19 protein-coding genes are annotated in these 25,551 nt (G+C 64.0%); 4 read left to right on the forward strand and 15 right to left on the reverse strand.

All coding sequences use genetic code 11. The features are described from left to right. Positions 1-36 precede the first annotated feature (36 nt). Positions 37-3,384, forward strand: a complete 3,348-nt coding sequence (locus ACQ4WZ_RS10175) for a response regulator (protein ID WP_436573309.1) — start codon at positions 37-39, stop codon at positions 3,382-3,384. A gap of 236 nt (positions 3,385-3,620) precedes the next feature. On the opposite strand, the gene ACQ4WZ_RS10180 is transcribed toward ACQ4WZ_RS10175, so the two are convergent. The 9 genes from ACQ4WZ_RS10180 to ACQ4WZ_RS10220 form a co-directional block, all read right to left on the reverse strand. Then, positions 3,621-4,832 (reverse strand): NnrS family protein, encoded by a 1,212-nt coding sequence (locus tag ACQ4WZ_RS10180; RefSeq protein ID WP_436573310.1) that lies wholly within the window; start codon positions 4,830-4,832, stop codon positions 3,621-3,623. A 135-nt stretch (positions 4,833-4,967) separates the two neighbouring features. Continuing rightward, positions 4,968-5,630 carry a response regulator gene (locus ACQ4WZ_RS10185; RefSeq protein ID WP_180338441.1) on the reverse strand — a complete coding sequence of 221 codons (663 nt, stop codon included), beginning with the start codon at positions 5,628-5,630 and terminating at the stop codon, positions 4,968-4,970. 24 nt (positions 5,631-5,654) lie between these two features. Continuing rightward, a complete protein-coding gene (locus ACQ4WZ_RS10190) occupies positions 5,655-7,556 on the reverse strand; it encodes a type IV pili methyl-accepting chemotaxis transducer N-terminal domain-containing protein (RefSeq protein ID WP_101481103.1) in 1,902 nt (633 codons plus the stop codon). 122 nt (positions 7,557-7,678) lie between these two features. Beyond that, on the reverse strand, positions 7,679-8,665 hold the full coding sequence (gene moaA, locus ACQ4WZ_RS10195) for a GTP 3',8-cyclase MoaA (protein WP_436573311.1): 987 nt from the start codon (positions 8,663-8,665) through the stop codon (positions 7,679-7,681). A 102-nt stretch (positions 8,666-8,767) separates the two neighbouring features. After that, on the reverse strand, positions 8,768-9,529 hold the full coding sequence (locus ACQ4WZ_RS10200) for a peptidylprolyl isomerase (RefSeq protein ID WP_436573312.1): 762 nt from the start codon (positions 9,527-9,529) through the stop codon (positions 8,768-8,770). Between the two features lie 14 nt (positions 9,530-9,543). Continuing rightward, a complete protein-coding gene (gene narI / locus ACQ4WZ_RS10205; protein ID WP_101481100.1) occupies positions 9,544-10,230 on the reverse strand; it encodes a respiratory nitrate reductase subunit gamma in 687 nt (228 codons plus the stop codon). 27 nt (positions 10,231-10,257) lie between these two features. Then, positions 10,258-10,914, reverse strand: a complete 657-nt coding sequence (narJ, locus tag ACQ4WZ_RS10210) for a nitrate reductase molybdenum cofactor assembly chaperone (protein ID WP_436573876.1) — start codon at positions 10,912-10,914, stop codon at positions 10,258-10,260. A 21-nt stretch (positions 10,915-10,935) separates the two neighbouring features. Then, a complete protein-coding gene (gene narH, locus ACQ4WZ_RS10215) occupies positions 10,936-12,486 on the reverse strand; it encodes a nitrate reductase subunit beta (protein WP_101481098.1) in 1,551 nt (516 codons plus the stop codon). Position 12,487: 1 nt separating this feature from the next. After that, positions 12,488-16,186 (reverse strand): nitrate reductase subunit alpha, encoded by a 3,699-nt coding sequence (locus ACQ4WZ_RS10220; RefSeq protein WP_436573313.1) that lies wholly within the window; start codon positions 16,184-16,186, stop codon positions 12,488-12,490. Positions 16,187-16,415: 229 nt separating this feature from the next. On the opposite strand from ACQ4WZ_RS10220, the gene ACQ4WZ_RS10225 reads away from it, so the two are divergent. After that, positions 16,416-16,787 carry a ribonucleotide reductase subunit alpha gene (locus ACQ4WZ_RS10225; protein WP_436573314.1) on the forward strand — a complete coding sequence of 124 codons (372 nt, stop codon included), beginning with the start codon at positions 16,416-16,418 and terminating at the stop codon, positions 16,785-16,787. On the opposite strand, the gene ACQ4WZ_RS10230 is transcribed toward ACQ4WZ_RS10225, so the two are convergent. Genes ACQ4WZ_RS10230 through ACQ4WZ_RS10240 form a run of 3 tightly spaced genes read right to left on the reverse strand, consistent with a single transcriptional unit; the run spans position 16,773 to position 20,161 of the window. Then, a complete protein-coding gene (locus ACQ4WZ_RS10230; RefSeq protein WP_100872822.1) occupies positions 16,773-17,468 on the reverse strand; it encodes a carbonic anhydrase in 696 nt (231 codons plus the stop codon). The two genes, ACQ4WZ_RS10225 and ACQ4WZ_RS10230, sit on opposite strands and share 15 nt — an antisense overlap. Before the next feature lie 54 nt (positions 17,469-17,522). Then, positions 17,523-18,908 carry a NarK family nitrate/nitrite MFS transporter gene (locus ACQ4WZ_RS10235; RefSeq protein WP_101484514.1) on the reverse strand — a complete coding sequence of 462 codons (1,386 nt, stop codon included), beginning with the start codon at positions 18,906-18,908 and terminating at the stop codon, positions 17,523-17,525. Positions 18,909-18,916: 8 nt separating this feature from the next. Then, a complete protein-coding gene (locus tag ACQ4WZ_RS10240) occupies positions 18,917-20,161 on the reverse strand; it encodes an MFS transporter (RefSeq protein WP_101481095.1) in 1,245 nt (414 codons plus the stop codon). 282 nt (positions 20,162-20,443) lie between these two features. Here ACQ4WZ_RS10240 and ACQ4WZ_RS10245 point away from each other — a divergent pair, with 282 nt between their 5' ends. After that, a complete protein-coding gene (locus ACQ4WZ_RS10245; RefSeq protein ID WP_436573315.1) occupies positions 20,444-20,890 on the forward strand; it encodes a GNAT family N-acetyltransferase in 447 nt (148 codons plus the stop codon). Positions 20,891-20,977: 87 nt separating this feature from the next. Continuing rightward, a complete protein-coding gene (locus ACQ4WZ_RS10250) occupies positions 20,978-21,355 on the forward strand; it encodes a SirB2 family protein (protein ID WP_436573316.1) in 378 nt (125 codons plus the stop codon). Positions 21,356-21,359: 4 nt separating this feature from the next. Here the strand turns inward: ACQ4WZ_RS10250 and ACQ4WZ_RS10255 are convergent, their stop codons facing one another. From ACQ4WZ_RS10255 to ACQ4WZ_RS10265, 3 genes are all read right to left on the reverse strand, one after another. Continuing rightward, a complete protein-coding gene (locus tag ACQ4WZ_RS10255) occupies positions 21,360-23,822 on the reverse strand; it encodes a TonB-dependent siderophore receptor (protein ID WP_436573317.1) in 2,463 nt (820 codons plus the stop codon). A gap of 85 nt (positions 23,823-23,907) precedes the next feature. Continuing rightward, a complete protein-coding gene (locus tag ACQ4WZ_RS10260; protein WP_436573318.1) occupies positions 23,908-24,909 on the reverse strand; it encodes a FecR domain-containing protein in 1,002 nt (333 codons plus the stop codon). After that, positions 24,882-25,394 carry a sigma-70 family RNA polymerase sigma factor gene (locus ACQ4WZ_RS10265; RefSeq protein ID WP_436573319.1) on the reverse strand — a complete coding sequence of 171 codons (513 nt, stop codon included), beginning with the start codon at positions 25,392-25,394 and terminating at the stop codon, positions 24,882-24,884. Before ACQ4WZ_RS10265 ends, ACQ4WZ_RS10260 begins: the two co-directional genes overlap by 28 nt. Positions 25,395-25,551: the final 157 nt, after the last annotated feature.

Consider the following 25,551-nt stretch of genomic DNA (forward strand, 5'->3'; position numbering starts at 1 on the left):
ATCGAATGGCTTTTCTTACTCCTCGGGCTGCTCCTCGTGGCGGCTGCCCTTGCCTACGCGCATCTGGCCGAAGCGGCGCGGCACGACGCGGCCGAGCGTGAACGGCTCAGCGTGCTGACGGCACTGCTGGCAAAAAATATTGAAGTCGACCTGGCAGCGACCAACCTGGTGCTCGACGGCGTGATCCGCGACTATCTTGCCGCCGGCGCTACGGACTCCGCGCAAGCCCTGCCCCGGCGCCTGGCCGCAGTGGTCGACGCCATGCCGGGCGTGCGCACCATGCTGGTCATCGATGCGAAGGGCAAGCCTATCGCCACCAATATCCCGGAACTGGCCGACCAGGATTTTTCGCGCCGCGGCTACTACCAGACGGCGCGCGACGCCCCTGATGCGCGCATGCTGTACATCTCGGCCCCCTTCCTGTCTTTCAAGCGCGACCTGGTCATCACGGCGTCGCGCATGGTGCAGGACAAGCAGGGCCGCTTTGCCGGCGTGGTGGTGGCTACCCTCGATCCCGAATACTTCACGGCCAAGTTCCGCACCGCCATGTATGCCCCCGATGTCTGGGCCGTGCTGCTGCATGGCGACGGCCGGCAATTCCTGAACTATCCCGCCAGGACTGCCGATGGCGGCAATATGGATGTCCCCGGCAGCTTCCTGCGGCGCTTCCGCGACAGCGGCTATGAGGCTGGCGTGCTGAGCGGCGTCGAGATCGCCGGCGCCAGCGTGGCGGCACCCCGCATCATGGCCATGGCGACCATCGCGCCTCCCGCGCTGCACATGGACCGCGCCATCATCATTGGCCTGAGCCGCGACGAAGCGGCCATCGCCGCCCCATTGCGGCGGCAGGTGCTGGCCTACACCCTCTGTTTTGCCGTGCTGGCGCTGGCCGCGGCCAGCCTGCTGTTCTGGAGCCAGCGGCGGCGCCGGCAGCAGGCGGCATGGCATGCGAAACAGCAAACGGAGCGCCAGGCCATGCAAGCCATATCCGACAGCGAAACGCGCTTTCGCACGCTGATCGAAGATGCGCCCGTGGCCATCGCCATCCTGCGCCACGGACGCTTCATCTACTCGAATCCCCGCTACCGCAGGCTGCATGGCTACTCGTTTGAAGACGATTTGAACGGCCTGCCCTGGTCCGCCATGATTTCCGCGCAATCGCAGGCGGCACTGGCCACCAACGAGGCGTTGATCGAGGCGGACTCGCCCAGCGAACAGGTATTCGAAGCCATCGGTCTGGGCAAGCAGGGCCTTTCCGTGCCCGTGTTCAAGACCACCACGCGCGTGATGCTCAAGGATGGACCGGCCACCTTGATCTTTGCGCAGGATATTTCCGCGCAAAAGCAGGCCGAAGAGGCCATGCTGCTGGCGCGCGATGCGGCCGAAGCGGCCAACCGCAGCAAGGCGGAATTCCTCGCCAACATGAGCCATGAAATCCGCTCGCCGCTGAACGCCATCCTCGGCATGGCATGGCTGCTGGAACGTGGCAGGCTCGACGGGGAAGGACTCGAGATGACGCGCAAGATCCGCGCCGCCGGCCAATCCTTGCTGGGCATCATCAACGACGTGCTCGACGTGTCGAAAATCGAGGCAGGCCACATGACCATCGAACAAGCGCCGTTCCGCCTGGCCGAGGTGATCGAGAAGATCGCCGCCAGCATGGACGTTGCCGCGCATGACAAACCCATCGCCGTGCGCATCGGGCCGCTGCCCGATGGCGTGGACCAGGTGCTGGGCGACGCGCTGCGGCTGGAACAGGTGCTGGTCAACCTGACCAGCAATGCCATCAAGTTCACGCCGCAAGGCACGGTGGAGCTGTTGACCACACTGGAGCGCCGCGACGGCGACGCCGCCGTACTGCGTTTCAGCGTGCGCGACACGGGCATCGGCGTCGCCCCCGAGGTGCAGGAGACGATCTTTTCCGCCTTCGCCCAGGCAGACACATCCACCACGCGCCGCTTCGGCGGCACGGGCCTGGGCCTGACCATCTGCCGCCAGCTGGTCAGCCTGATGGGCGGCTCGCTGCGCCTGGAAAGCGGCCTGGGCCAGGGCAGCGACTTCAGTTTCACGGTGCCGCTGCAACTACTGCCCGCCGGCGCCCTGTCCTCGCCGGACATGAAAGCCCTGCATGCCTTGCTGGCCGATGCCAATGCCGACACGCGCGATGCCGTTGCCGCCGTGGCGCGCGGCCTGGGCTGGAGCGTGCATGCCGTGTCCGGCGGGCGGGCGGCCCTCGACTATGCGCTCGCCTGCGCCGAGGGCGCGCGGCCCGGCGTCGTCCTGCTGGCCGCGCGCATGCCCGAGCTGGACGGCGAAGCCACCGCGCGCGCGCTGCGCGAACACCTGCCACCGCAGGACTGCCCCGTCATCATCCTGGCGGCCAGCGACGTGCCAGCCACGCGGCCGGCGCGGCGCCATAGTGACCCGGCCGATCCTGCCGACGCCGTCCTCAACGAGCCGGTGACGGCTTCCAGCCTGTACAACGCGACGATGGAAGCGCGCCAGCAGCGCGCCCGGGCGGCCGGCGTGGATGCCAGCCCGGGTACGCTGGAAGGACGCGTGCTTGCCGGCGTGCGGGTGCTGGTGGTCGACGACAGCGAAATCAACCGCGATGTGGTCAACCATATCCTGTGCGACCAGGGGGCAGTGCCATCGTTCGCTTGCGATGGCAGGCAGGCGCTGGACTGGCTGCAGGCCCCCCCCGCCGACGTCGACATCGTGCTGATGGATGTGCAGATGCCCGTCATGGATGGATTGCAGGCGACGCGCGCGTTGCGCCAGCTACCGCAGTTTCAAGACTTGCCCGTGGTGGCGCTGACGGCCGGGGCGTTCCAGGCACAGCGCACGGCGGCACTCGAAGCGGGCGTGAATCATTTCATCAGCAAACCATTCGACGTGCCGCAGACCATCGCCCTGATCGCGCGCGCGCATCGCCGCCATGCGCAAGGTCTGCCAGCCCTGGCCCCGGTCGTGGCCGAAGCGACGATGCCCGTGCCGCCATGCGGCGCGGCATCCGTGATCGACCTGGCGCAAGGCATGGCGCAGTGGCTCGATGAGGCGCCCTACCGCCAGCATCTGTCGCGCTTTGGCCGCAACTACCGCAACGCGGTGGGCGCCATGCGCGAACTGCTGGCGGCCAACGCGCGCGACGATGCCGCCGCGCTCGCGCACAAGCTGGCGGGCGAGGCTGGCAGCCTGGCCCTGCCCGCCACCCTGCAGGCTGCACAGCAAGCAGAGCAGTTGCTGCATGCCGGCGACGATGCGTCGGCCGCGCTCGATACACTGGAACAGGCCCTGGCGCGCGCCATCGATGCCGTCGCTGCCTTCACGGCGCAAACACCGCCACCCAGCCAGCCAGCCGTGGGGGCAGGAGTGGTGCAATGAACCAGGCAAGCTGTGCCTGCAATGACCAGGGTCAGCGCCATAAACTTAACCTGCCAGCGCATACCAATGGTAAACTTGCCAATATGAAAATTCGGGGGACGCTATGATCTGGTGCAGGGATGTGCTACTGAGAGCCTTGATGCTGGGCCTGCTGCTATTCGTCGTGGGCGAATCGCTGTCTTACTGGGCGCCGGAAATCAGGAAACTGATGGCCTGGCGCCCTTTCTGACAGCCGCCTACCCTTCTCGCCCGTCCACCCTGGCACGCCACAGATAGGGCGCATACACGCACACATACGCGCCAAAGGCCAGCGACCAGCACGTGCCGGCAGCCAGCAGCAGTGGCATGGCCAGTGCTGCTGGACCGACGGCGGCCAGCAGGCGTGCCAGCGCGCCCAGTTGGATCAGCCAGTACATCGCCGCTTCTGCACGGCCGCCCGTCAAAGGGCGGCCCGTGTGGCCCAGCGTGGTGCGCGTCATCATGCCGATGATCAATCCCGCCATCGAGCCCACCGTCAGCGCGTGAAATACGGCGCTGGCCGGCAGCAGCCCCAGGCTGGCCAGCGCCAGCAGCGCAAAGCCCACGCCTATCCACGCATACGACAGGTGCAAAATCCACAGCAAGGGCACGCGCACGGTGCGATGCGGCTGCCAGGCCAGCAGATTGGCCAGCGACACGCCGCTTGCCGCCAGGGCCAGCGGCGCCGTCAGCCAGGCTGGCGCGCCGGCCAGCCACGCGATGGCCGCCGCCGCCATGCAGGCCACGGCTGCCAGCGCACGCTTCGGGCTGGCCACGGGCGTACTGCCAGGCGCTCCATTGCGGGTAAACATGGGAATGACGCGCGCGCCGATCACCGATTCGATCAGCACGATGAGGAAGATGGCCGCCTGCACGGGTAGGAATACGGATAGCGTCAGCCAGCCCAGCACGGCCGCGTGGAACAGGCCATTGGCCAACGCCAGCAAGGCCAGCAGCCCCACCAGAAACAGATTGCGCGTATTGCCCGAGCGGCGCAGTACCTGATACAGGGGCCAGGCGGCCAGCGGCAGGAACAGCCAATCGACCAGCGCCGCCGCCAGCCCGGGCCCGCACAGCATGGCGATGCGCCCCGCCAACCACAGGCCAAGCAGCGCCATCAGCTGGGCGCCATGCGGCGTGGGCAAGCCCGTCCAGTTGCGTCCCGCCGTGTACAAAAAGCCCACGACGACGGCCAGCGCGAAGCCGAACACCATTTCATGCATGTGCCAGCCCAGGCCCACTTGCAGGCTGCCCGTCAACAAGCCGGCATAGCTGGCCAGCCACAGCGGAATACTGAGGGCCGCGAACACGGCCGCCAGCAGATAGAACGGTCTAAAACCCAGCTGCCAGACGGCATGGCGGGCATGCCAGGGCGCGGCGCCGGCTGTCGTGGAGGATGGGGTAGGTTCGCTGATCGGGGTGATGGCCATGATGGACTCGTTTTTAAAGATATATTCAATATACTACTTTAAAAGCACAAAGACGGCTATCGGCAAAAAGAACTAGCGAAATAGATGGAAGTGGGCATGGGGTCCGACCCGGCGGTTCAGACCCCATTTACCGGGCTACTTGCCCTGGCGGTGCTCGACCGCATACACGGCGGCCTGCACCCTGCTGGTGAGATTGAGTTTTTTCAGCACGTTCTGCACGTGGATCTTGACCGTGCTTTCGGCCAGGTCGAGGGTGCGCGCGATGCCCTTGTTGCTCTCGCCGCGTGACAGGCAGTCGATGATTTCCTTTTCGCGCGGCGTGAGCTTGTCGAGTTCCGACACAGGTTCCTCGCGCCGCGTGCCCGCCTGGAGCTGCGCCACCAGTTTGCCCGTCATGGCTTCGGCGATGACGACTTCGCCGGCGGCCGCGCGGCGGATGGCGCGCACCAGGTAGTCGGCGTCGATATTCTTGATCAGATAACCGCAGGCGCCCGCGCGCAGGGCTGTCGCCAGGTCCTCGGCATCTTCGGACACGGTCAGCATGACGATGGCCGTGTCGGGACAGTCATGCTGCATCAGCTGCAGCGCTTCGACGCCCGACATGCCGGCCATGTTCAGGTCCAGCAGGACTACGTCGGGCTGCAGCTGGATGGCGCGCTTGATGCCTTCCACGCCATCGGCCGCCTCGCCCACCACGGAAAATTCGGTATGCCGCTGCAGCAACGAGCGTATGCCGCTGCGGAACAGCGCGTGGTCGTCCACCAGCATGACGGTGATCGGTTTATCGGGAATCTCCATTTTTTTGTGCTTTCAGATAGTGGCTTAGGCGGCGCGGCGCTGCTCGCGCGACAGATGCAGTTCCACGGTCGTACCGCCACCGGGACAGGCGTGCACGTCGAACGTCGCTTCGATGCGCTGTGCGCGCTCGCGCATGATATGGATGCCGACATGGCTGTCGCCCTTTTCCAGCAAGGCGCAAGCATCGAAGCCGACGCCATTGTCGCTGATCGTCAGCGTAAAGTCCTGATGATCGGCGAGGCGCACCTCGACATGGCTGGCCTGGGCGTGCTTGCGGATGTTCGACAGCGCTTCCTGCACGATGAATAGTAACTGCAATTGCTGTTCCCGGGGGAATGGCGCGCCGTCGACATCGGCCAGCAGCTCGGCCTCGATGCCCGTCTGGCGGCGGAATTTGTCGATTGCCGCGCGCAGGGAGCCGATCAGATCATCCTCCATCAGGCGGCTGCGGAAGTTGGCCAGCAGTTCGCGCACGTCTTCATAGCTTTCCTTCACGCCCGCATGCAGGGCCGGCACGATGCCCGCCACTTCATCGAAGCGCGCATTGCGCACGGAATCGTCGAGCATCTGCACTTGCAGGTTGAGGAAATTGAGGCTTTGCGCGATGCTGTCGTGCAGGCCCTGCGCTACCAGGTTGCGCTCTTCGGAAATGGCCATCTCGCGCTCGCGCGCGGCCAGGCGCATGTTTTCCAGGGCGATACCCAGCAGCTGGCCCAGGGTTTCCAGCAAAGCCAGCTCGCGCGCGGAAAACACGCGCGCATGGCGGAAATGCAGGTTGAAGAAGCCCAGGTGCTGTTCGTGCGCGTGGAGTTGAAAGACGGAGACGGTGGCAAAGCCCTCGCGGTGGCAGCGCAGCTCGTGTGCCTTGTCGATACGGCGCATGTCATGCACCTTCGCCACCTTCATCTCGACGGCCGTGCCGCACAGGCAGTCGCCCACTTTCAGGCAATGCTCGGACGCCACCAGTTCCTCGGACAGGCCGTGGTGCACCACCATGTGCAGGTTGCCACGCTCCGCATCGAGCACGCGCACGGTGGAGCCGTCCGCCTCGAAATAATCGACGATGCGCTGCATGAAGCCCCCGCAAAGATCTTCCAGGGGCTGCGGGCGCTGCAGGAAAGCTGAGCTTTCATACAGCAGGGCCAATTCGCGGTTGCGGTACTCGAGGGTAGCTGTCTTGCTGCGCACGCCCTCTTCCAGGTTGCCGTAGAGGGCCTGCAGGCGGTCGGCCATCTGGTTGAAGCCACTGGCCAGCTGGCCGAATTCGTCATTGCTTTCGACGGCCAGGCGCACGCTGAAATCGCGTTCCTTCATGCGTTGCATGCCCAGGCGCAGCCGCGTCACAGGCTCGATGATGAGCATGAACATCAGGTAAATCATGCTGACCGTGCCGATGACGGCCATGCCCACCAGGATCAGCTGCGAGGCGCGCAGCCAGAAGGTGCGCTGTTCGCTATCATGCTCGATCAGGCGCACCAGCTGGTCGACCTGGCCGACAAAGGTATCGGCGTCGTGCTCGAACTGGCGCGCGCGCGCGGCGGAAGCGGCAGCCAGGGCGGCCGGGCGCAAGGCGCCGCGCCAGGCGGCGCTGATGCGCTCGAATTCCGACTTGATGGCCGTGCTGGGGGGGAGGAACAAGGGGCGCTGCGGGTCGCCGTGGCCAATCTTGGCCAGGGTCTCGTCGATCAGCAGCACTTGCTGGCGTGCCTGCTCATCGGCGTCGCTGGCAAGCAGCAGGGTCAGGCGGTAAGTCTGCATGCGCAATCGGCCCGTCTCGTTGATGGCGGCCGAGCTGCCTTCGAGCTGCCACGACAGGAACAGGGTACAGCCAATGGCACTCAAGGCCAGCACCAGCATGAGCAGCAGCGCGCCGACGATCTTGGTCGACAGCTTCTGCCAGGAGGAAAACATCGCCTTGATTTTCATACTACCCCTAATAAATGCCTGTTTGTGGCCCTTATGCAGTCAAGTCAGCGACATCACTCCACCCACAGGCCAAGATCCGGGGTCAGACCCGGCGGGTCTGACCCCAGCAGTGACACCTCCACTCAGCCGCCCGTCTGCGCCATGAAGCGCACGATCTTGTCCGGCTGCGTATTGAAATCATGCTGCTGCGGCTTCAGTTCGATGGCGGCGCGGATTGCCGCTTCGATCTCCGTATCGCTGGCCCCGCCGCGCAGCATGGGGCCAAAGGCGAATTTCTCTTCCTGGCCCAGGCACAGATACAGGGTACCATCGACGGACAGGCGCACGCGGTTGCAGCTGGCGCAGAAATGCTGCGACATGGGCGTGATGTAGCCGATGCTCGAGCGTCCATCGGGGGTCGCCATGTAGCGCGCCGGCCCGCCACCGAGTTCCATCGCCTGCGGCACCAGGCCAAAGCGGGACGCCAGGCGCTCGCGCACGGGGCCCAGCGGCATGTAGCTGGCATTGCGGCCCGTACTGCCCATGGGCATGGCTTCGATCAGGCGCAGGATGAACTGCTGCTCGATGCAGAAGGCCGCCATGGCCTCGATCTGGCCGTCATTGATGCCGCGCATGGCCACCATATTGATCTTGATCGGGTCGAAACCGGCCGCCTTGCCCGCCATTAGGCCGTCCAAAATAGGCTGCAGGCTGTCACGTCCCGTGATCTGCTGCATGCAGGCGCGGTCCAAAGAGTCCAGGCTGACATTGATGCGGTCCACGCCCGCCGCGCGTAGTGCCACGGCATGCTTGCCCAATTGGGTAGCGTTCGTCGACAGCGACAAATCCTGCAAACCGGGCAGCGCGGACAGCTTCTGCGCCAGTTCGGGCAGGTCGCGCCGCAACAGCGGCTCGCCGCCCGTCAGGCGCACGCGGCGCGTGCCGAGGCGAACAAAAATACCCAGCAAGCGCTCGATCTCGTCGAACGTCAGCCAGTCCTTCGGCTCTTCGAAGCCGCGAAAGCCCTTGGGCATGCAATAACTGCAGCGCAAATCGCAGCGGTCGGTAACGGACAGCCGCACATAATCGATCGAACGGCCAAAACGGTCCTGCAACTTGACGCTACCCATGACGCTACTCCTGTTTCTTCCTTGATTGTAAAGGCTGGGGCACGATCTGACTGTGCCCCATAAGGCCTAGCGGCCTACGCCTTCCGGCCTAGGCATTTCAGCCTACTGAACCAGCGGGCTGGCGGTGCCTTCGACGCTTGCACCTTCCAGTTCAATGCCCGAGATCTCGGCGCGCGCCACCAGCATGTGCAGATACTGGTGCACGGCGCGCTGCCACGCGGCGCGCGACAGGCGGTCGGCGATCTGTGCCTGCACCGCCTCGTAGGCGATAGCCTGGCCTTCGACCCGGCGCTGCACCTGCACGATGTGGTAGCCGAAGCGCGTTTCCAGCAAGTGCCCGGCCAGCGCACCCGCCTCCAGGCGGAACAGCAGCGCGTCGAATTCCGGCACGCTCTGCCCCGGTGAGAGCTGGCCCAGGTTGCCCCCCAGCGCGCCTGACGGGCAGTTCGAATACTGCGCTGCCAGTTCGGCGAAGCGTTCCGGTGCCTGTTTCAGGGCATCGAGCACGGCTTGTGCCGTCGCGCGCAGCAGCTCCAGTGGCGCTTCCGGCGTCACCTGGAACAGGATGTGGCGCGCCTCGACCAGCGCGCCGCTGCGGAACAGCTGCGGACGCTGCGCATAAAAGGTGCGGCAAGCCGCATCGTCGGCGGGTGGTACGCGCACTTCCCGCTCAAACAGCGCCTCGATGCGGTCGTCGATACTGTCGCCCGGCACATCGAGGCGCTCGGCCTCGTCTTGCAGCATCCGGCGCAGCACCAGTTCATGCACAGCCTGTTTCAGCGGATTGCCGGCACGGTCGTGATGCGACAGTTCCTGCGCGATGTCGGCATCGTCGATATCGATGCCATTGACGGAGATTCCCATGACTGACTCCTTTCTTAGCGGCGGCGCACCAGTTGATAGGCGCGGCCCAAATAGGCAACTGCGCCAAAGCCGCTCCACACGTGCACCAGACGGGTGAACGGGAAGATGACGAACAGTGACATGCCCATGAACAGATGCAGCTTGAAGACCAGCGGCGCGTCAAAGATGAAGCTGGCCGCGTCGCCGCGGAAGGTGACGATGTGCTGCGCCCAATTCATCAGCAAGACCATCATGTGGCCATCCATGTGCGAAGCCGAGACAAAGATCGACGACAAGCCCAGCAGCAAGGTCAGCAAAATCCACACCATCACCAGCTTGTCGCCGGCCGTGGTGACGGCGCGCAGCCGGTCATTGGAAAAGCGGCGCACCAGCAGGATCAGCAGGCCGGCAAGGCACAGTCCGCCCATGATGCCGCCTGCCGCCATGGCCACGCCCTGCTTCAGGCTGTGCGTGATGCCCAGGGTATCCCACACCCAGACGGGGGTAAGCAAGCCGGCCGCATGGCCGAACAGCAGGCCGATGATGCCGATGTGGAACAGGATATTGCCCAGGCGCAAGCTGCCACGGTGCAGCAGCTGGCTGGAGTCGGACTTCCACGTGTATTGCTCGCGGTCGAAACGGATCAGGCTGCCAAGGAAAAAGATGGCCAGCGCGATGTATGGATAGATGCCATACACAAATTGATGCAGATAATTATTCATGATGTACTCTCCTCATGCGGGCGCGCTTCAAGCTGCGCGCCGCGGCTGCGGGTGAAAATGCACGGGATGGACGCCGCCTGCGACCTGGCCCTGACCTGGGCGCAGCAATGGCTCGACGCCATCCGCACCAGGACCGAAGGTTTCCAGCGCTTCATCCATGTCGCGGATGGGCGGTTCGGCCAGCATTTCGGCTGCCACGGGGCTCAGTCGTTCGAGCACCGTGAAGACGGGCGCATATGGACTGCCGTTGGCCGTCAGCTTGCGGCCGATATGCGCCAGTACGTGGACGGCGTCGCCCAGCAGCGGCGCCGATGCCGCCGCGTCGAGCTGCGCCAGGAATTCCAGGAACAAGGGCACGAAGTCGGGCAGATCGTCCCCCGTCATCTGCAAGCCATGGCGCTTGTATTCCTCCATCAGGTCAACCATGGCCTGGCCCCGGTCGCGCGATTCGCCGTGGATATGCTCGAACAGGTGCAGCGAGTGCGATGGATTGCGGTCAAACGTGGCCACGTACTGCTGCTGCAGGTCGATCAGGCTGCTGCTTTCCAGGTGCGACAGCAAGGGCCGCAGCAAGGCGTGCTGTTCCGGCATGGCGGCCAGCGCCGCGTCCAGCTGCGGCAGGTGCGCGATCAGCTCGGGCTCGGGATACAGCAGCAGGCGCGAGAGGATTTGATAGTGATTCATAGCGTGTGTCATATCGATTCCTTAAGCGCCTGGCGCCGTTTTGCGCGACTTCGGCATCTGCATGAAGATGGCCGAACCATGTTTTTTCTTGCCGAACAAGGTCGGTTCGCTGCTGCCGTCCGAGCAGCCATTGCCGAAGCTGAAGCCGCACGAACCCTTCTCGTTGAAGCTGTCTTCCGCCATTTCCTTGTGGCTGCTGGGAATGACGAAGCGGTCTTCGTAATTGGCGATGGCCATGATGTGGTACATGTCTTCCACCTGCGCCTTGGTCAGGCCCACTTGCTTGAGGACCGTGAGGTTCTCCACCTTCTCGACGGTTTTGCTGCGCATATAGGCGCGCATGGCCAGCATGCGGTCCAGCGCCGAGATGATCGGCGGCTGGTCGCCCGCCGTCAGCAAATTGGCCAGGTATTGCACGGGAATGCGCAGGCTTTGCGTGTCCGGCAGCACGCCATTCACGCCCAGCTTGCCCGATTCGGCAGCCGCCTGGATCGGCGAAAGGGGCGGCACGTACCACACCATCGGCAAGGTACGGTACTCGGGATGCAGCGGGAACGCCACTTTCCACTCGACGGCCATCTTGTAGACGGGCGACTTGACGGCCGCTTCCAGCCACAGGTCGGGAATGCCCTGGCGGCGCGCCTCGGCAATGATGGCCGGGTCGTGCGGATCGAGGAACAGGTCCAGCTGCGCCTGGTACAAGTCCTGCTCCTGCGGCACGGAGGCGGCAGCTTCGATCTTGTCGGCGTCGTACAGCAGCACGCCCAGGTAGCGGATGCGGCCCACGCACGTTTCCGAGCACACGGTAGGCTGGCCTGCCTCGATGCGGGGGAAGCAGAAGGTGCACTTCTCCGCCTTGCCTGACGACCAATTGTAGTAAATCTTCTTGTACGGACAACCGGAGATGCACATGCGCCAGCCGCGGCACTTGTCCTGGTCGATCAGCACGATGCCGTCGTCTTCGCGCTTGTACACGGAGCCGGACGGGCAGGACGCCACGCAGGTCGGGTTGAGACAATGCTCGCACAGGCGCGGCAGATACATCATGAAGGTGTTTTCGAAGGTGCCGTACATCTCCTTCTGCATATTGTCGAACAGCTTGTCCTTGCTGCGCTGGGCAAATTCACCACCCAGGTCATCTTCCCAATTCGGACCCCACTCGATTTTTTCCATCTTTTTCCCCGTCAGCACGGAGATCGGACGGGCCGTCGGCGGCGTCTGCGACAGCGGTGCGCTTTGCAGGTGCTCGTAGTCGTAGGTGAACGGCTCGTAGTACTCGTCGATGGCCGGCAGGTTCGGGTTGGCGAAGATATTCGCCAGGATCTTCAGACGGCTGCCCTGCCGCGGCTCGATCTTGCCCGCGTCCGTGCGGCGCCAGCCGCCATTCCACTTGTCCTGGTTTTCCCACTGCTTCGGATAGCCGATGCCGGGCTTGGTTTCAACGTTGTTGAACCATGCGTACTCGACGCCGTCGCGGCTGGTCCATACGTTCTTGCAGGTGACGGAACAGGTGTGGCAGCCGATGCACTTGTCCAGGTTCAGCACCATGCCGATTTGCGCTCTGATTTTCATACTATGCTCCTTCTTCCTGCAACGGGCCTTCGAGCCAGTCAACCTTGTTCATCTTGCGCACCAATACGAATTCATCGCGGTTGGAGCCCACCGTGCCGTAGTAATTGAAGCCGTAGGCCAGCTGGGCGTAGCCGCCGATCATGTGCGTCGGCTTGGGCACGGCGCGCGTCACCGAGTTATGGATGCCGCCCCGCTTGCCCGTCATCTCCGCGCCGGGCACGTTGATGATCTTTTCCTGGGCGTGGTACATCATCGTCATGCCGGCCGGGATGCGCTGGCTGACGATGGCACGCGCCGTCAGGCTGCCATTCACGTTGAAGACTTCGATCCAGTCGTTGTCGACGATACCGGCCGTTTTCGCATCGATTTCCGACAGCCATACGTGCGGCCCGCCGCGTGACAAGGTCAGCATGCGCAGGTTGTCCGAATACGTGGAGTGGATGCCCCATTTCTGGTGCGGCGTCAGAAAGTTCAGCGCCAGTTCCTTGTTGCCGTTCGGCTTGGTACCCAACAGCGCTTCCGTCGTCTTCGTGTTGATGGCCGGCTTGTACACGCACAGCCCTTCGCCAAAATCGCGCATCCACAGGTGATCCTGGTAAAACTGCTGGCGGCCCGTCAGGGTGCGCCATGGGATCATTTCATGCACGTTGGTATAGCCGGCCGTGTAGCTGACTTCTTCGCTTTCCAGTCCTGACCAGGTGGGCGAGGAAATGATCTTGCGCGGCTGCGCCTGTACATCGCGGAAGCGGATGCTGTCATGCTCGCGCGGCTTGGCCAGATGCGTGTGCTCGCGTCCCGTGATGGCGGACAGCGCGGCCCAGGCCTTGACGGCCACGTGGCCATTCGTTTCCGGCGCCAGCGTCAGGATCATCTCGGCCGCATCGATGGCCGTGTCGAGGCGCGGCTGGCCCTTCGACACGCCTTCATCGAGCACCGTGCGGTTGATGCCGCGCAGTACCTCGACTTCATGGCCCGTTTTCCAGGAAATGCCCTTGCCGCCGTTGCCGATGCTCTCCAGCAGTGGTCCGATCGAGGTGAACTTCTTGTACACGTCGCGGTAATTGCGCTCGACCACCGTCATGTTCGGCATGGTCTTGCCCGGGATGGCCTCGCATTCACCGGCGCGCCAGTCCTTGGGATCGAAAGGCTGGCCCAGCTCACCTGGCGTATCGTGCATCAGCGGCGTGAGGATGATGTCTTGCTGGGTGCCCAGAAGTTCGCCACCGATTTCCGAGAATTTCTCGGCGATACCCTTGTAGATTTCCCAGTCCGACTTCGATTGCCACAGGGGCTGCACGGCTTCCGACAGCGGGTGGATGAAGGGGTGCATGTCCGACGTATTCAAGTCATCCTTTTCATACCAGGTGGCCGTCGGCAGCACCACGTCGCCATACAGGCACGTGGTCGACATGCGGAAGTCCAGCACCACCAGCAGATCGAGCTTGCCTTCGGCGGCGGGACGCACTTTCACCTGCTTTGGCGTGATGCAGTCGTCTTCGTCGCTGAGCAAGCCATTCTGCGTGCCCAGCAAATACTTGAGGAAGTACTCGTGGCCCTTGCCCGAGCTGCCCAGGATATTCGAGCGCCAGACAAACATATTGCGCGGGAAGTTGGCTGGATTGTCCGGATCGTCGCACGAGAACTGCAGCTGGCCCGCCTTGATCTGATCGAGCGCATATGCGGCCGGTGCCTGCCCTGCCGCCTTGGCGGCCCTGGCCACTTCCAGCGGATTGGTTTGCAGCTGCGGCGCCGATGGCAACCAGCCCATGCGTTCAGCCTTGGCGTTATAGTCGAGCAGGGTCAGGTCGCCCGTGCCGCCGGCCGCCGATGGCGAGGCGATGTCGCCCGTTTCCAGCTTTTCATGGCGCCACTGGCTGGTGTGGGCATAGAAGAACGAGGTGCCGTTCATCTGGCGCATCGGACGCACCCAGTCCTGGGCGAAGGCCAAAGGCGTCCAGCCCGTTTGCGGACGCAGTTTTTCCTGGCCCACGTAGTGGGCCCAGCCGCCGCCGGACTGGCCGATACAGCCGCACATCATCAGCATGTTGATGATGCCGCGATATGTCATGTCCATGTGGTACCAGTGATTCAGGCCGGCGCCTACGATGACCATGCTCTTGCCGCGCGTCTGGTCCGCGTTTTGCGCGAACTGGCGCGCCACGGTGATGACGTCGGCGCGCTTCACGCCTGTGTGCTTTTCCTGCCACGCGGGGGTGTATGGCACGTCGTCGTCATAGCTTTCCGCCACGTTTCCGCCACCGAGGCCACGGTCGATGCCGTAGTTGGCGAGGGTCAGGTCGAACACGGTGGTGACCAGGCCCGTCGTGCCATCGGCCAGGCGGATGGTCTTCACCGGCACTTTGCGCAGCAGCATGTCAGCCGCATCCTTGCCGCCGAAGTAGGCGAAACCCACTTCCGTGACGGCGTCGCTGTCGTTGATCATGGAGAGCATCGGCACGATGGGCACGCCGCTGCCGCCCGCCTTCTGTTCCAGGTTCCACTTGCCCGACTCACCCCAGCGGAAGCCGATGGAGCCGGCCGGCGCCGTGATCGCCCCCGTGGTTTCGTCGATGACCAGGGTTTTCCATTCCGGGTTATTGGTTTCGTCGAGGTTGTTGTCCAGGTGCGAAGCGCGCAGGAAGTAGTCGGGCACCAGGGTGCCGTTATGCTCCTTGAGCAGCACCAGCATGGGGAAGTCCGTGTACTGGCGCGCATACTCGCGGAAGTAGGCGCTCTGCCCTTCCGAGTGGAATTCCTTGAGGATGACGTGCCCCATGGCCAGCGCCAGCGCGGCGTCCGTGCCTTGTTTAGGCGCCAGCCAGATATCGCCGAACTTCACCATTTCGCCGTAATCGGGAGAGATGGCCACGGTTTTCGTGCCCTTGTAGCGCACTTCCGTGTAGAAGTGGGCGTCCGGCGTGCGCGTCATCGGCACGTTCGAGCCCCACACCATCAAATAGGTCGAGTTGTACCAGTCGGCCGATTCCGGCACGTCCGTCTGTTCGCCCCACACTTGCGGGCTGGCGGGCGGCAAGTCGCAGTACCAGTCGTAGAAGCTCAGGGCCACGCCGCCGATCAGCGACAGGTAGCGCGTGCCGGAGGCATAGCTGACCATGGACATGGCGGGAATCGGCGAGAAGCCGACGATGCGGTCCGGGCCATATTTTTTGATCGTCAGCGCATTCGCGGCGGCGATGATTTCATTCGATTCTTCCCACGTGGCGCGCACGAAGCCGCCCAGGCCGCGGATGGATTTGTACTGCTGCGAGCGCACGGGATCCTGGCTGATCCAGTCCCAGGCCGTCACGGGGTCCATGGTCTTGCGCGCCTCGCGCCACATTTCCATCAGGCGGCCGCGCACCATCGGATACTTCACGCGCTGCGCCGAATACACGTACCAGGAATAGCTGGCGCCGCGCGGGCAGCCGCGCGGCTCGTGATTGGGCAGGTCGGGCCGCGTGCGCGGGTAATCGGTTTGCTGGGTTTCCCAGGTGATCAGGCCATTCTTGACATACACCTTCCAGCTGCACGAGCCGGTACAGTTCACGCCATGCGTGGAACGCACGATCTTGTCGTGCTGCCAGCGCTGGCGATAGGCGTTTTCCCAGGTACGGTCTTCATCGACCACGGTGCCATGGCCGTTGGAAAACGGCTCGGCGGGCTTGCTAAAAAATTTCAGGCGGTCCAGAAAGTGACTCATGCTACCTCCACATTACGCCGCGGACAGCGGCGCCAGGTCTTAAAAAACGCTGCAAGCAGGATGGCTCAAGCGTCGATACAAACAGTCTATCGATGCGCCCTGCCCGGCGGTATTGGCAAGAAGTCGGTTTCCCGCACCAGGAATGCATAGGCGGGTAGTCACTATTGCCTATGGGCACCGCAGACCTGCTGCGGTATACCTGTCGCCATCGTTCAACCAGGAGAAAACCATGTCCATCACCGATTACGCCAGCCTGCTGCGCAGCGCCCGCAACCAGGAGCAGCCGCAACGCCTGCTGTTCACCTTTACCCAGGCGCAGGCCCAGCCTGGCGGCCAGGGCAAGTCCCTCACGCCTGTGATGTGCGCAGACAAGCTGCCCGAGGAGCTGGACAGCTTCGATACATTGAAGGAGGAGTCGAAACAGATGCAGACGCACTGGGACGTGGTCTTCGTGGCGGGACTGGCGGGCCAGGATGGCCAACCGCCGGCAGCGCAGGAATGCGAAGCGCCCCTGCGCGGCATGGTGACAGCCATCGAGCAAGGCCGCATCGACAGCCTGCTGGCGTTTGACCGCAGCGGGGATTTGTTACGTTTTAGCTGAATCCGGCCAAGGGCGCTCGTGTAAATGCCGCGCGCGCTCTATCGGGCATACCAGGGGCAAAAACTGCTGCTGGCGCGCCGAATACGCCATCAGGGCGCCGCTGTCGATGTCGAAATACCAGCCATGCAGTTTCAACACCCCCTGCTCCACCCGGCGCTTCAGCCAAGGGTAGGTCAGCAGATTGTCCAGCGACTGCAGGATGCTGGCCAGTTCGCACGCATGGTGCTGCTCTTCCGATGAGCGGTGCGCCAGCTCGCGCCGCACGCGCTGCGCCACCGGTTCGGCAATGCGCATCCACTGGCCCACGAAGTCCGTTTCCTGTCCTTCCGCGCGCGGCTGCGGTTCCAGCAGCGCGCGGATGCCGCCGCAGCGCGCATGTCCGAGCACGATCACCCTGGCCACTTCGAGCTTGCAGACGGCGAACTCGATGGCCGAGCTGACGCCGGGCGGCGCGTCGGGCGTACACGGCGGCACCAGGTTGGCGATATTGCGCACGACGAACATGTCACCCGGGTCGCTGCCCGTCAGCAGCATGGGGTCGACGCGCGAATCGCAGCAACCGATCAGCAAGGTCGTGGGCCGCTGCCCATCGCGCAAGCTGTCGTACAAGGTCTGCGGCTCGCTGAAGTACTGCTGCTGAAACAGGCTGAAGCCGTTGACGAATTTTTCCAGTTCTTCCATGACATACTTTCATTTCCTCAACGTCTGGCAAGAACGACTTGCCAGACGTTCTAACTAGCAAGGCATCGGCGCGTTCTTGCGGGCATAGCACCACCAGGTGATCGCGATGCAGCTGACATAAAAGCCGATGAAGCACCACAGGGCCGCATCGGGGCTGCCCGTCAGCGAAATCGAGGTGCCATAGCTTTTCGGAATGAAGAAGGCACCGTAGGCCGCCACGGCCGACGTGAAGCCCAGGACTGCCGCCCCCTCCTTGTTGGCGTCGACGATGGCTTGCTCCTGCGCCGCCTTGCCCTTGCCGGCGGCCGCGCGCTGATGCTCCGTCAAAAAGATCACGGGAATCATGCGGAAGGTCGACGCATTGCCGATGCCCGTGCCGGCGAACAGCAGCATGAACATCCAGAAGAAGCCACTAAAACTACCACCCACGCCAGCTTGCGGCATGAAGTACAGCACGCCCAGCACGGCGCCTATCATCAGCAGGAAAGACCACAGGGTGACGCGGGCGCCGCCTAATTTATCGGAAATCACACCGCCGGCCACGCGCGCCAGCGCACCCACCAGGGGGCCCAGGAAGGCGTAATCGAGCGGGTTCACGTCGGGAAACTGGATCTTGATCAGCAGCGGAAACGCGGCCGAATAACCGATGAAGGAGCCGAAGGTGCCCGTGTACAGCCAGCACATGAGCCAGTTGTGCTTGCGCTTGAAGATCACGGCCTGTTCGGAAAACGAAGCCTTGGCCGAAGCCAGGTCATTCATGCCGAACCAGGCCAGCAAGGTACTCAAGGCGATGAACGGCACCCAGATGAAGCCCGCGTTTTGCAGCCACATGTCCTTGCTCACGCCATTCTTGACCCAGGTCAGCGAATCGCCGCCCCAGGCGCCGAAGACGGCGAAGGTGATCACCAGCGGCACGACGAACTGCACCACCGACACGCCCAGGTTGCCCAGGCCAGCATTCATGCCCAGCGCGAAGCCCTTGCTCGCCTTCGGATAGAAAAAGCTGATGTTGGCCATCGACGAGGCGAAATTGCCGCCGCCGAAGCCGCACAGCAGCGCCAGGATCAGCATGGTCGGATAGCCCGTGTTTACATCCTGCACGGCCAGGCCGATGCCGATGGCGGGAATCAGGAGCGAGCCCGTGGAAATGGCTGTCCAGCGGCGGCCGCCAAAGATGGGCACCATGAACGAATAAAAGATGCGCAGGGTGGCGCCGGACAGGCCAGGCAAGGCCGTCAGCCAGAACAGCTGGTTGTTGCTGTAGGTGAAACCGATGTTGGGCAGGTTGACGACCACCACGCTCCACACCATCCACACGGCGAACGCCAGCAGCAGCGCGGGAATCGAAATCCACAGGTTGCGCGCGGCCGTGGCCTTGCCCGTGTTTTGCCAGAAGCTCGGGGTTTCCGGCTCCCACGTATTGATCATGTAGCGGCTCACGAGCTTACTCATAACGTTACTCCTGCAGGTTGAGGGTTAGTCGCCGCACGGAGCGGCTTGAACGAGAAATACATCCAGACGAGGGAAACGCAGACGGTGCCGTACAGGAGCATGAAGGCGCTCGAGCGCACGCCGGTGAAGTCCACCAGGGCGCCGAACATCACGGGCAAGATGAAGCCACCGAGACCTCCGGCCAGGCCCACCACGCCCGACACGGCACCGATATTGTCGGAAAAGTCATCACCGATGAACTTGAAGACGGACGCCTTGCCCACGGCCATGGCGATGCCGACGATGAACAGCAGCGCGGTGAACCACAGCGGCGACAGGCCGATGTGGATAGCCAGCGGCCCCGTGACAGTTTCCACCACCATCTGCGTTTGCGGATACGACAGCAGGAAGAAGCACACCCAGCACACCCACATCACGGCCCACGTCACCTTTGCCGCACCGTATTTGTCGGAGATCCAGCCGCCCAGCGCGCGCAGCACGCCGCCAGGCAGCGAGAAGCAGGCGGCCAGCAGCGCCGCATGCTTCAGGTCGAAACCGTATTCGGCCACGTAGTACTTCGTCATCCACAGCGCCAGCGCCACATAGCCGCCGAACACCACCGAGTAGTACTGGCAGTAGCGCCACACGCGCGGGTCCTTCAGCACCTTCATCTGCGCCGAAAAGCTTTCGCCCGATGGTGCCAGGTGCGATTTGTCCGTGTACGAAAACAGCCAGAAGATGATGGCCGTGGCCAGCATGGCCACCGCATACACCTTCGGCAGCATTTGCCAGCCAAAGGCGGCGACGATGCCCGGCGCGACGAACTTGGTCAGCGCCGAACCGGAGTTCCCGGCGCCGAAAATGCCCATTGCCAGGCCGCGGCGCTCCTTTTCATACCAGCGCGCCACATACGGCGTACCGACGGAGAACGAGCCGCCCGCCAGACCCACGAACATGCCCAGCAAGAGGAAGTGCCAGTAGGCGGTGGCGTAGGAAATCAGGTAAATCGGCACCACGCTGGCCAGCATCAGCAGGAAGAAAACGCGGCGTCCGCCGTATTTGTCCGTCCAGATACCCAGCGGCACGCGCACGAGGGAGCCCGTCAGCACGGGCATGGCGGCCAGAAGGCCGAATTGCGTTTCCGTCAAGCCCAGGCTGGTCTTGATGGGGATGCCCAGCACGGCAAACATCATCCATACCGCAAAGCAGATGGTAAACGCGAAGGTACTGCTGATCAGCACGGACGCCTGCTTGCGCCGCATGCCCGGTTCGACTGCCTTGTTACTACTGTTGTTCTTAGTGCCATCTAGGGTAGCCACGATGTTTCTCCATGAATGCACTGGCCGTCTGGCCAGCCGTCCCGACCAGCTTACGTGGCAGTGACGAAAGGCACTATCGGCCACAGGGTGATTTTGGGAAGGCAATCTGGATAGCCGCATCGGCAAAAGTGACTAGATGCAGGCACGCGGACCTAGCCTGGATGGCGGGCGTTTTACAAACGGACGTATTTTTGGCACACTCGGCGCCTGGAGAAAAGGAGCGGCATGGAGAACAGGAACGAAACAGACACCGTCCGCACGCGCGCGGCCCAGGCTGGCGATGTTGAAGCCATGCTGGCCTGCGATGCGTACGCGCAGGCGCACGCCAGCCGGGGCGATGCCGTGGGCGCCGCCGTAGGCAAGGGCCACTGCCAGGTGGCCATTTGCGCCGGCCAGGTGGCCGGCTATGTCCTCACGCACGACGACTTCTTCGCCTACGGTTTTGTGTCGCTGGTGGTGGTTGCTCCCGGGCAGCAGCGGCGAGGCGTGGGCTTGCGCCTGCTGGCGGCCGCCGCAGACGCCTGCACGACGCCCAAACTGTTCACCTCGACCAACGCGTCCAACCTGGCAGCGCAACAGCTGTTCGCCCGCGCGGGCTTCGTGCGCAGCGGCCAGATCGACCATCTCGATGAGGGTGACCCGGAGTTGGTGTACATGAAATGGTGCTGCTGACTGCGCGTCCTCCCGACGGCGTATGGCGCGGCACGTCAAAGGCGGCTATGCTGGCGCCATCGTCAATCAACGCCCATCACATCACGCATGGATTATCTGAGCCTCAAGCATTTCCACATGGGTTGCGCCGCTGCCAGCGGCTTTCTTTTCCTCTTGCGTGGCGCCTGGATGTTGCGCGCCTCGCCCGCCTTGCAGCAGCGCTGGGTGAAGGTACTGCCGCACCTGGTCGACACGGCCTTGCTGGCCAGCGCCATCGCCCTGGCCGTGTGGAGCGGCCAGTCGCCGGGCAGCCAGCCCTGGCTGGCCGCCAAGCTGTGCGCGCTGGTGGCCTACATCGTGCTGGGCACCATCGCCCTGAAACGTGGCAAGACGCCAGCCGTGCGCGGCGCCGCCTTCGCACTCGCCGTGCTGGTATTTGCCTACCTCGTCGCCGTGGCCGTCACCAAACAGGCATGGCCACTCTGATACATCAGAAGATATAGCGCAGGGTGACGCTGGCGTTGCGCGGGGCGCCCCAGTAACCCTGGTTGTACATGCCAAGCTGGCTGTAGTAATGCTTGTCGAACAGGTTGTTGATATTCGCCTGCAGGGACAACTGGCGCGACAGCGCGTATTTCGCCATCAGGCTGGCCACGGAATAACCGCCCTGCTCCACGCGCTGCGTGCCCTTCGGTCCGGTGGCGTCGCGGTAGGCGCCGCTTTGCCAGTTCACGCCGCCGCCCACGGACAATGCGCGCCAGCCGCCAGGCAGCTGGTATGTGGAAAACACGCGCGCCAGGGTTTGCGGCACATAGCTGTTCAGGCGCGCTCCCTTGTTGTCCTCGGCCGCCGCGTGCGACAGGCTGGCCGATACGTTCCAACCCTGTGCCAGCTCGCCCGAGACGTCCAGTTCCACGCCCTTGCTGGTGGTGCCCGATGCCGCGTAATACGCCTGCGTCAGCGAATTGCCGACAAAATGGCCCGTGTCTTCCTGCGCCAGGCCATCTTGCGCGATGCGGAACACGGCCAGCACCGCATTGAGTTTGCCGCCGAAATACTCGCCCTTCACGCCCGCTTCCAAATTCTTGCCTTGTACGGGATCAAGGTAGCGCCCGAAGCGGTCCTGGTAGCCCTGCGGCTTGAAGATCTTGCTGTAGCTGGTGTACAGCGCATGCTGTGCATCAATATCCCACACGAGGCCCGCGTAGGGCGTGACGGCGTGCTTGGCATAGGAGTAGTTGCCGCCCCAGTCATCGACGTGGTCAGCCTTGTAGCGGCTGTAGCGCGCGCCGACGATCAATTTCAATGGGTCGGCCAGCGACAAGCGCGCCGTGCCATAGATGCCACGCTGCTGCACCGTATCGAGCAGCTTCCAGCGGTAAAAATTCGGGTCATTCCAGTCCGGCTCCGGCGCCACGCCCTGCCACTGATGGAAATTGGCGTAATCGACGCTGCCGCCCGAAATGCCAGGATTGCTGGCGAACTGGTTGCTGCCCGAGACGCCGAACGCCAGGTCGTGCGTGCGGCCCAGCAGCTGCAGCGGCCCTTGCACATAGGCGTCGACGCTATCCTGGCGCCGCGTGCCCGAGTAAAACCCGGGGCTGCCCGTCACGCCCTGCCCCGTGGCCTTGTCTGGCCAGGTATAGGCGAAGGTCTCGGCGGCCGAATAATTGCCCCAGCCGTGATTCAGCATGGCCGTCAGGTTCCAGCCCTTGCCCAGGTCCTGCTCCAGGCGCAGGAAAGCCGTCTGGCTGGTGCTGAACCAGCGGCTCCAGGTGGCTGCCGTCGTGGTGGAGCGGGAAAACGTGGCGTGCTCGCCATCCGCATACCACAGCGGCAAGCCGCCATACATGCCGCCGCGCGGGCGGTTATCCTGGTATTCATAGCCGGCGATCAGCACGCTGCCGGGCGCCAGGTCCGCTTCCACGGTGGCGTAGGCCATGGCTTTCTTGCCGTGATACAGGTTCACATACGATTCGCTGTCCTGGTAGCTGGCCACGACGCGCCCACGCACCTTGCCATCGCTGCTCAAGGGCGTGGACAGGTCGGCGCTGGCGCGCGCATTGTTCCAGGAACCCAGGCTCAGGGCGGCATTCCCGGCCAGCTGCCTCGAAGACGCGCGCTTGCGCACCAGGTTGATGGTGGCCGACGGCTCGCCAGCGCCAGTGAGCAGGCCCGTGGCGCCGCGCACGATCTCGACCCTGTCGTAGGCCGTCATGTCCAGAGTGCTGTCACCCACGTTGTAGGCATTGTCGACCGTGGTGGGAATGCCGTCGTACTGGTAGCTGGCGATGGAAAAGCCGCGCGCAAAGAATGAGGTACGGTCGCTGTCGTAGCGGTTGATGGCCACGCCGGCCGCGTTTTGCAGCACCTCCTCCACCGTCTGTAAATTTTGGTCGTCCATCTGCTGGCGCGTGACCACGCTGACGGCTTGCGGCGTCTCGCGCACGGACAGGCCCAGGCGCGTGGCCGAGCGCATGGTCTGCGTCGTATACGAGCCGCTGCCTTCCGTCGCGCCATTCGCCTCGGCGCTCGCGCTGACCTTCATCTCGGGCATGGTCTGGCCGCCATCGGCCGCAGCCACGTCGAGCACATAACCGCCATTTGCCTGCGGCACGGCGCGCAAGCCGGAACCGGCGACGATGGCGCCCAGCGCCTCGGGCACGCTGTAGCTGCCCGTCAGTCCGGCACTGCGCTTGCCCGCCACGGTGGCGGCCTGGTAAGAGATCATGGTGCCCGTCTCCTGGCCGAAGCGCACCAGCACCTGTTCCAGGGTGCCGGCGGGTATCGCCAGTTCGATGCGCGCCGCATTGGCTGCCTGGGCAATAGGTGCGGCAGCCGAGGCGCCGCTGGCGGCGAGCAGCCACAGGGCGTGGCTGACGGCCAGCGCCGCCACGCTGCGGCGGCATGTGCTGGAAGCGGAAGAGGCGTAAATAGGTGTTGTGCTGGGCATGCGGACTGTTTTCCTGAAAGTGAATGAAGGGTTCACTTGCTATGTCACGCGAAAATCGAAAACCCCTCAGTTTTTCAGAAAATAATCATGAATTCTTCCGATGCGGCACCACGGTCACCCAGAAGCGCGTGCTCTCGCGCACGTCGACGGGCAAGGTGCGCGTCAGCATGTCGAGTACTTGCCCCGTATCGGCCAGCGGATAGATGCCCGAAACGCGCAGGTGGGCGATGGCCGGATCGCAGGCCAGGCGGCCATGGCGGTAGCGGGCCAGCTCACCGACAAAATCGGCCAGCGGCATGTCGTGCGCCACCAGCATGCCTGCCGTCCACGCATCCGCCCCGGCAGGCAGGGCTTGCACTGCACCGATCTGCGCCGCCGTAAAGCTGGTTTGCTGGCCGGCCTGCAGCCTGCGCGCCGCATCGGGCGCCTGTTCCGGCACCATGTCGACGGCGCCCGCAAACACGCCCAGGCGCGTGACTTCGCTGCCAGCTCGCACGGCAAAGCGCGTGCCCACGGGTTGCAAGCGGCCGTGGGCCGTGCGCACGAAAAAAGGCCGGCCCGCCACATCGCGCGCCGTAGCGACCATGATCTCGCCTTTTAACAGGGTCACCAGGCGCTGATCCGCGTCGTAGCGCACGTCGATGGAGGTGGCCGTATTGAGGGTGATGCGCGTGCCGTCCGCCAGCACGACGTGGCGCAATTCGCCGGTGCCGGTGCGGTAATCGGCCAGCCAGTATCGCGCCTGCTCATCGCCGCCCGCCAGCCAGCCGCCGCCACCCACGGCCAGCAGCGCCAGCAACTTGAGCGACAGCCGGCGCGCCGCATTGACCTGCGCATGCGCGGGCTTGCGCACCAGGGTGCCGTGCGCAAGCGGCGCGGGCAAGGCACGCATGCGCGCCATGCAGCCTTCCACATGCTGCCAGGCTTGCTCGTTTTTCGGGTCGCTGCCGCGCCAGGCGCACCACGCCTGCTCCACTTCCGGCGTGGCGTCACCGTCCTGCAGGCGCACCAGCCATTCGACCGCCTGCAAGCTGGCCGCTTCCGGCGTCAAGGCGCCCATCACGGCGCCGGCTGGGAAAAGAAACACTGGTGCATCGCTTTTACCAGGTGGCGCTGTACGATGGCCAGTGAGATATTCAGTTCCAGCGCGATGGCCGCCTGCGGCATGCCATCGAGCTGCGACAGCAGAAAGGCGCGGCGCACGGCAGGCGCCAGGCCATCGAGGCGGCGGTCGATGTCGAACAGGGCTTCGAGCAAAATCGCCTGCGCCTCGGGATCGGGCGCACTTTGCGACGGCAGGCTGGCCAGGGTTTCCAGGTAGGCCGCCTCCAGGTCGCGGCGGCGGTACAGATTGCCCAGCACGCCTTTGGCCACCGTCGTCAGAAAGGCACGCGGCTCGCGCGCGGCGATGGCCTCGTCGCGGCTCAGCAGGCGCATGAAGGTGTCGTGCGCCACGTCGGCCGCGTCAAACGCATTGCCCAACTTGTGCCTGAGCCAGCCTTGCAGCCACCTGTGGTGTTCGTGATACAGGCTGCCCACCTCCTGGTGGACGCCGGATTGGGCAGCCGACACGTCGCATACTCCCTGGTTCGCAAATAATAATGATTCGCATTCTATATCTAGGCGGTGCTGCGGCGCAAGCGGTCGGCGGAGGGCGCGTGATCGGTTCTGCAGAACGCGCCAGCTTGCACGGCAATGATAGTATTTATGACATCTTGCACAAGCTGGC

Source organism: Janthinobacterium darwini (genome assembly GCF_051380905.1).
Taxonomy (GTDB): domain Bacteria; phylum Pseudomonadota; class Gammaproteobacteria; order Burkholderiales; family Burkholderiaceae_D; genus Janthinobacterium.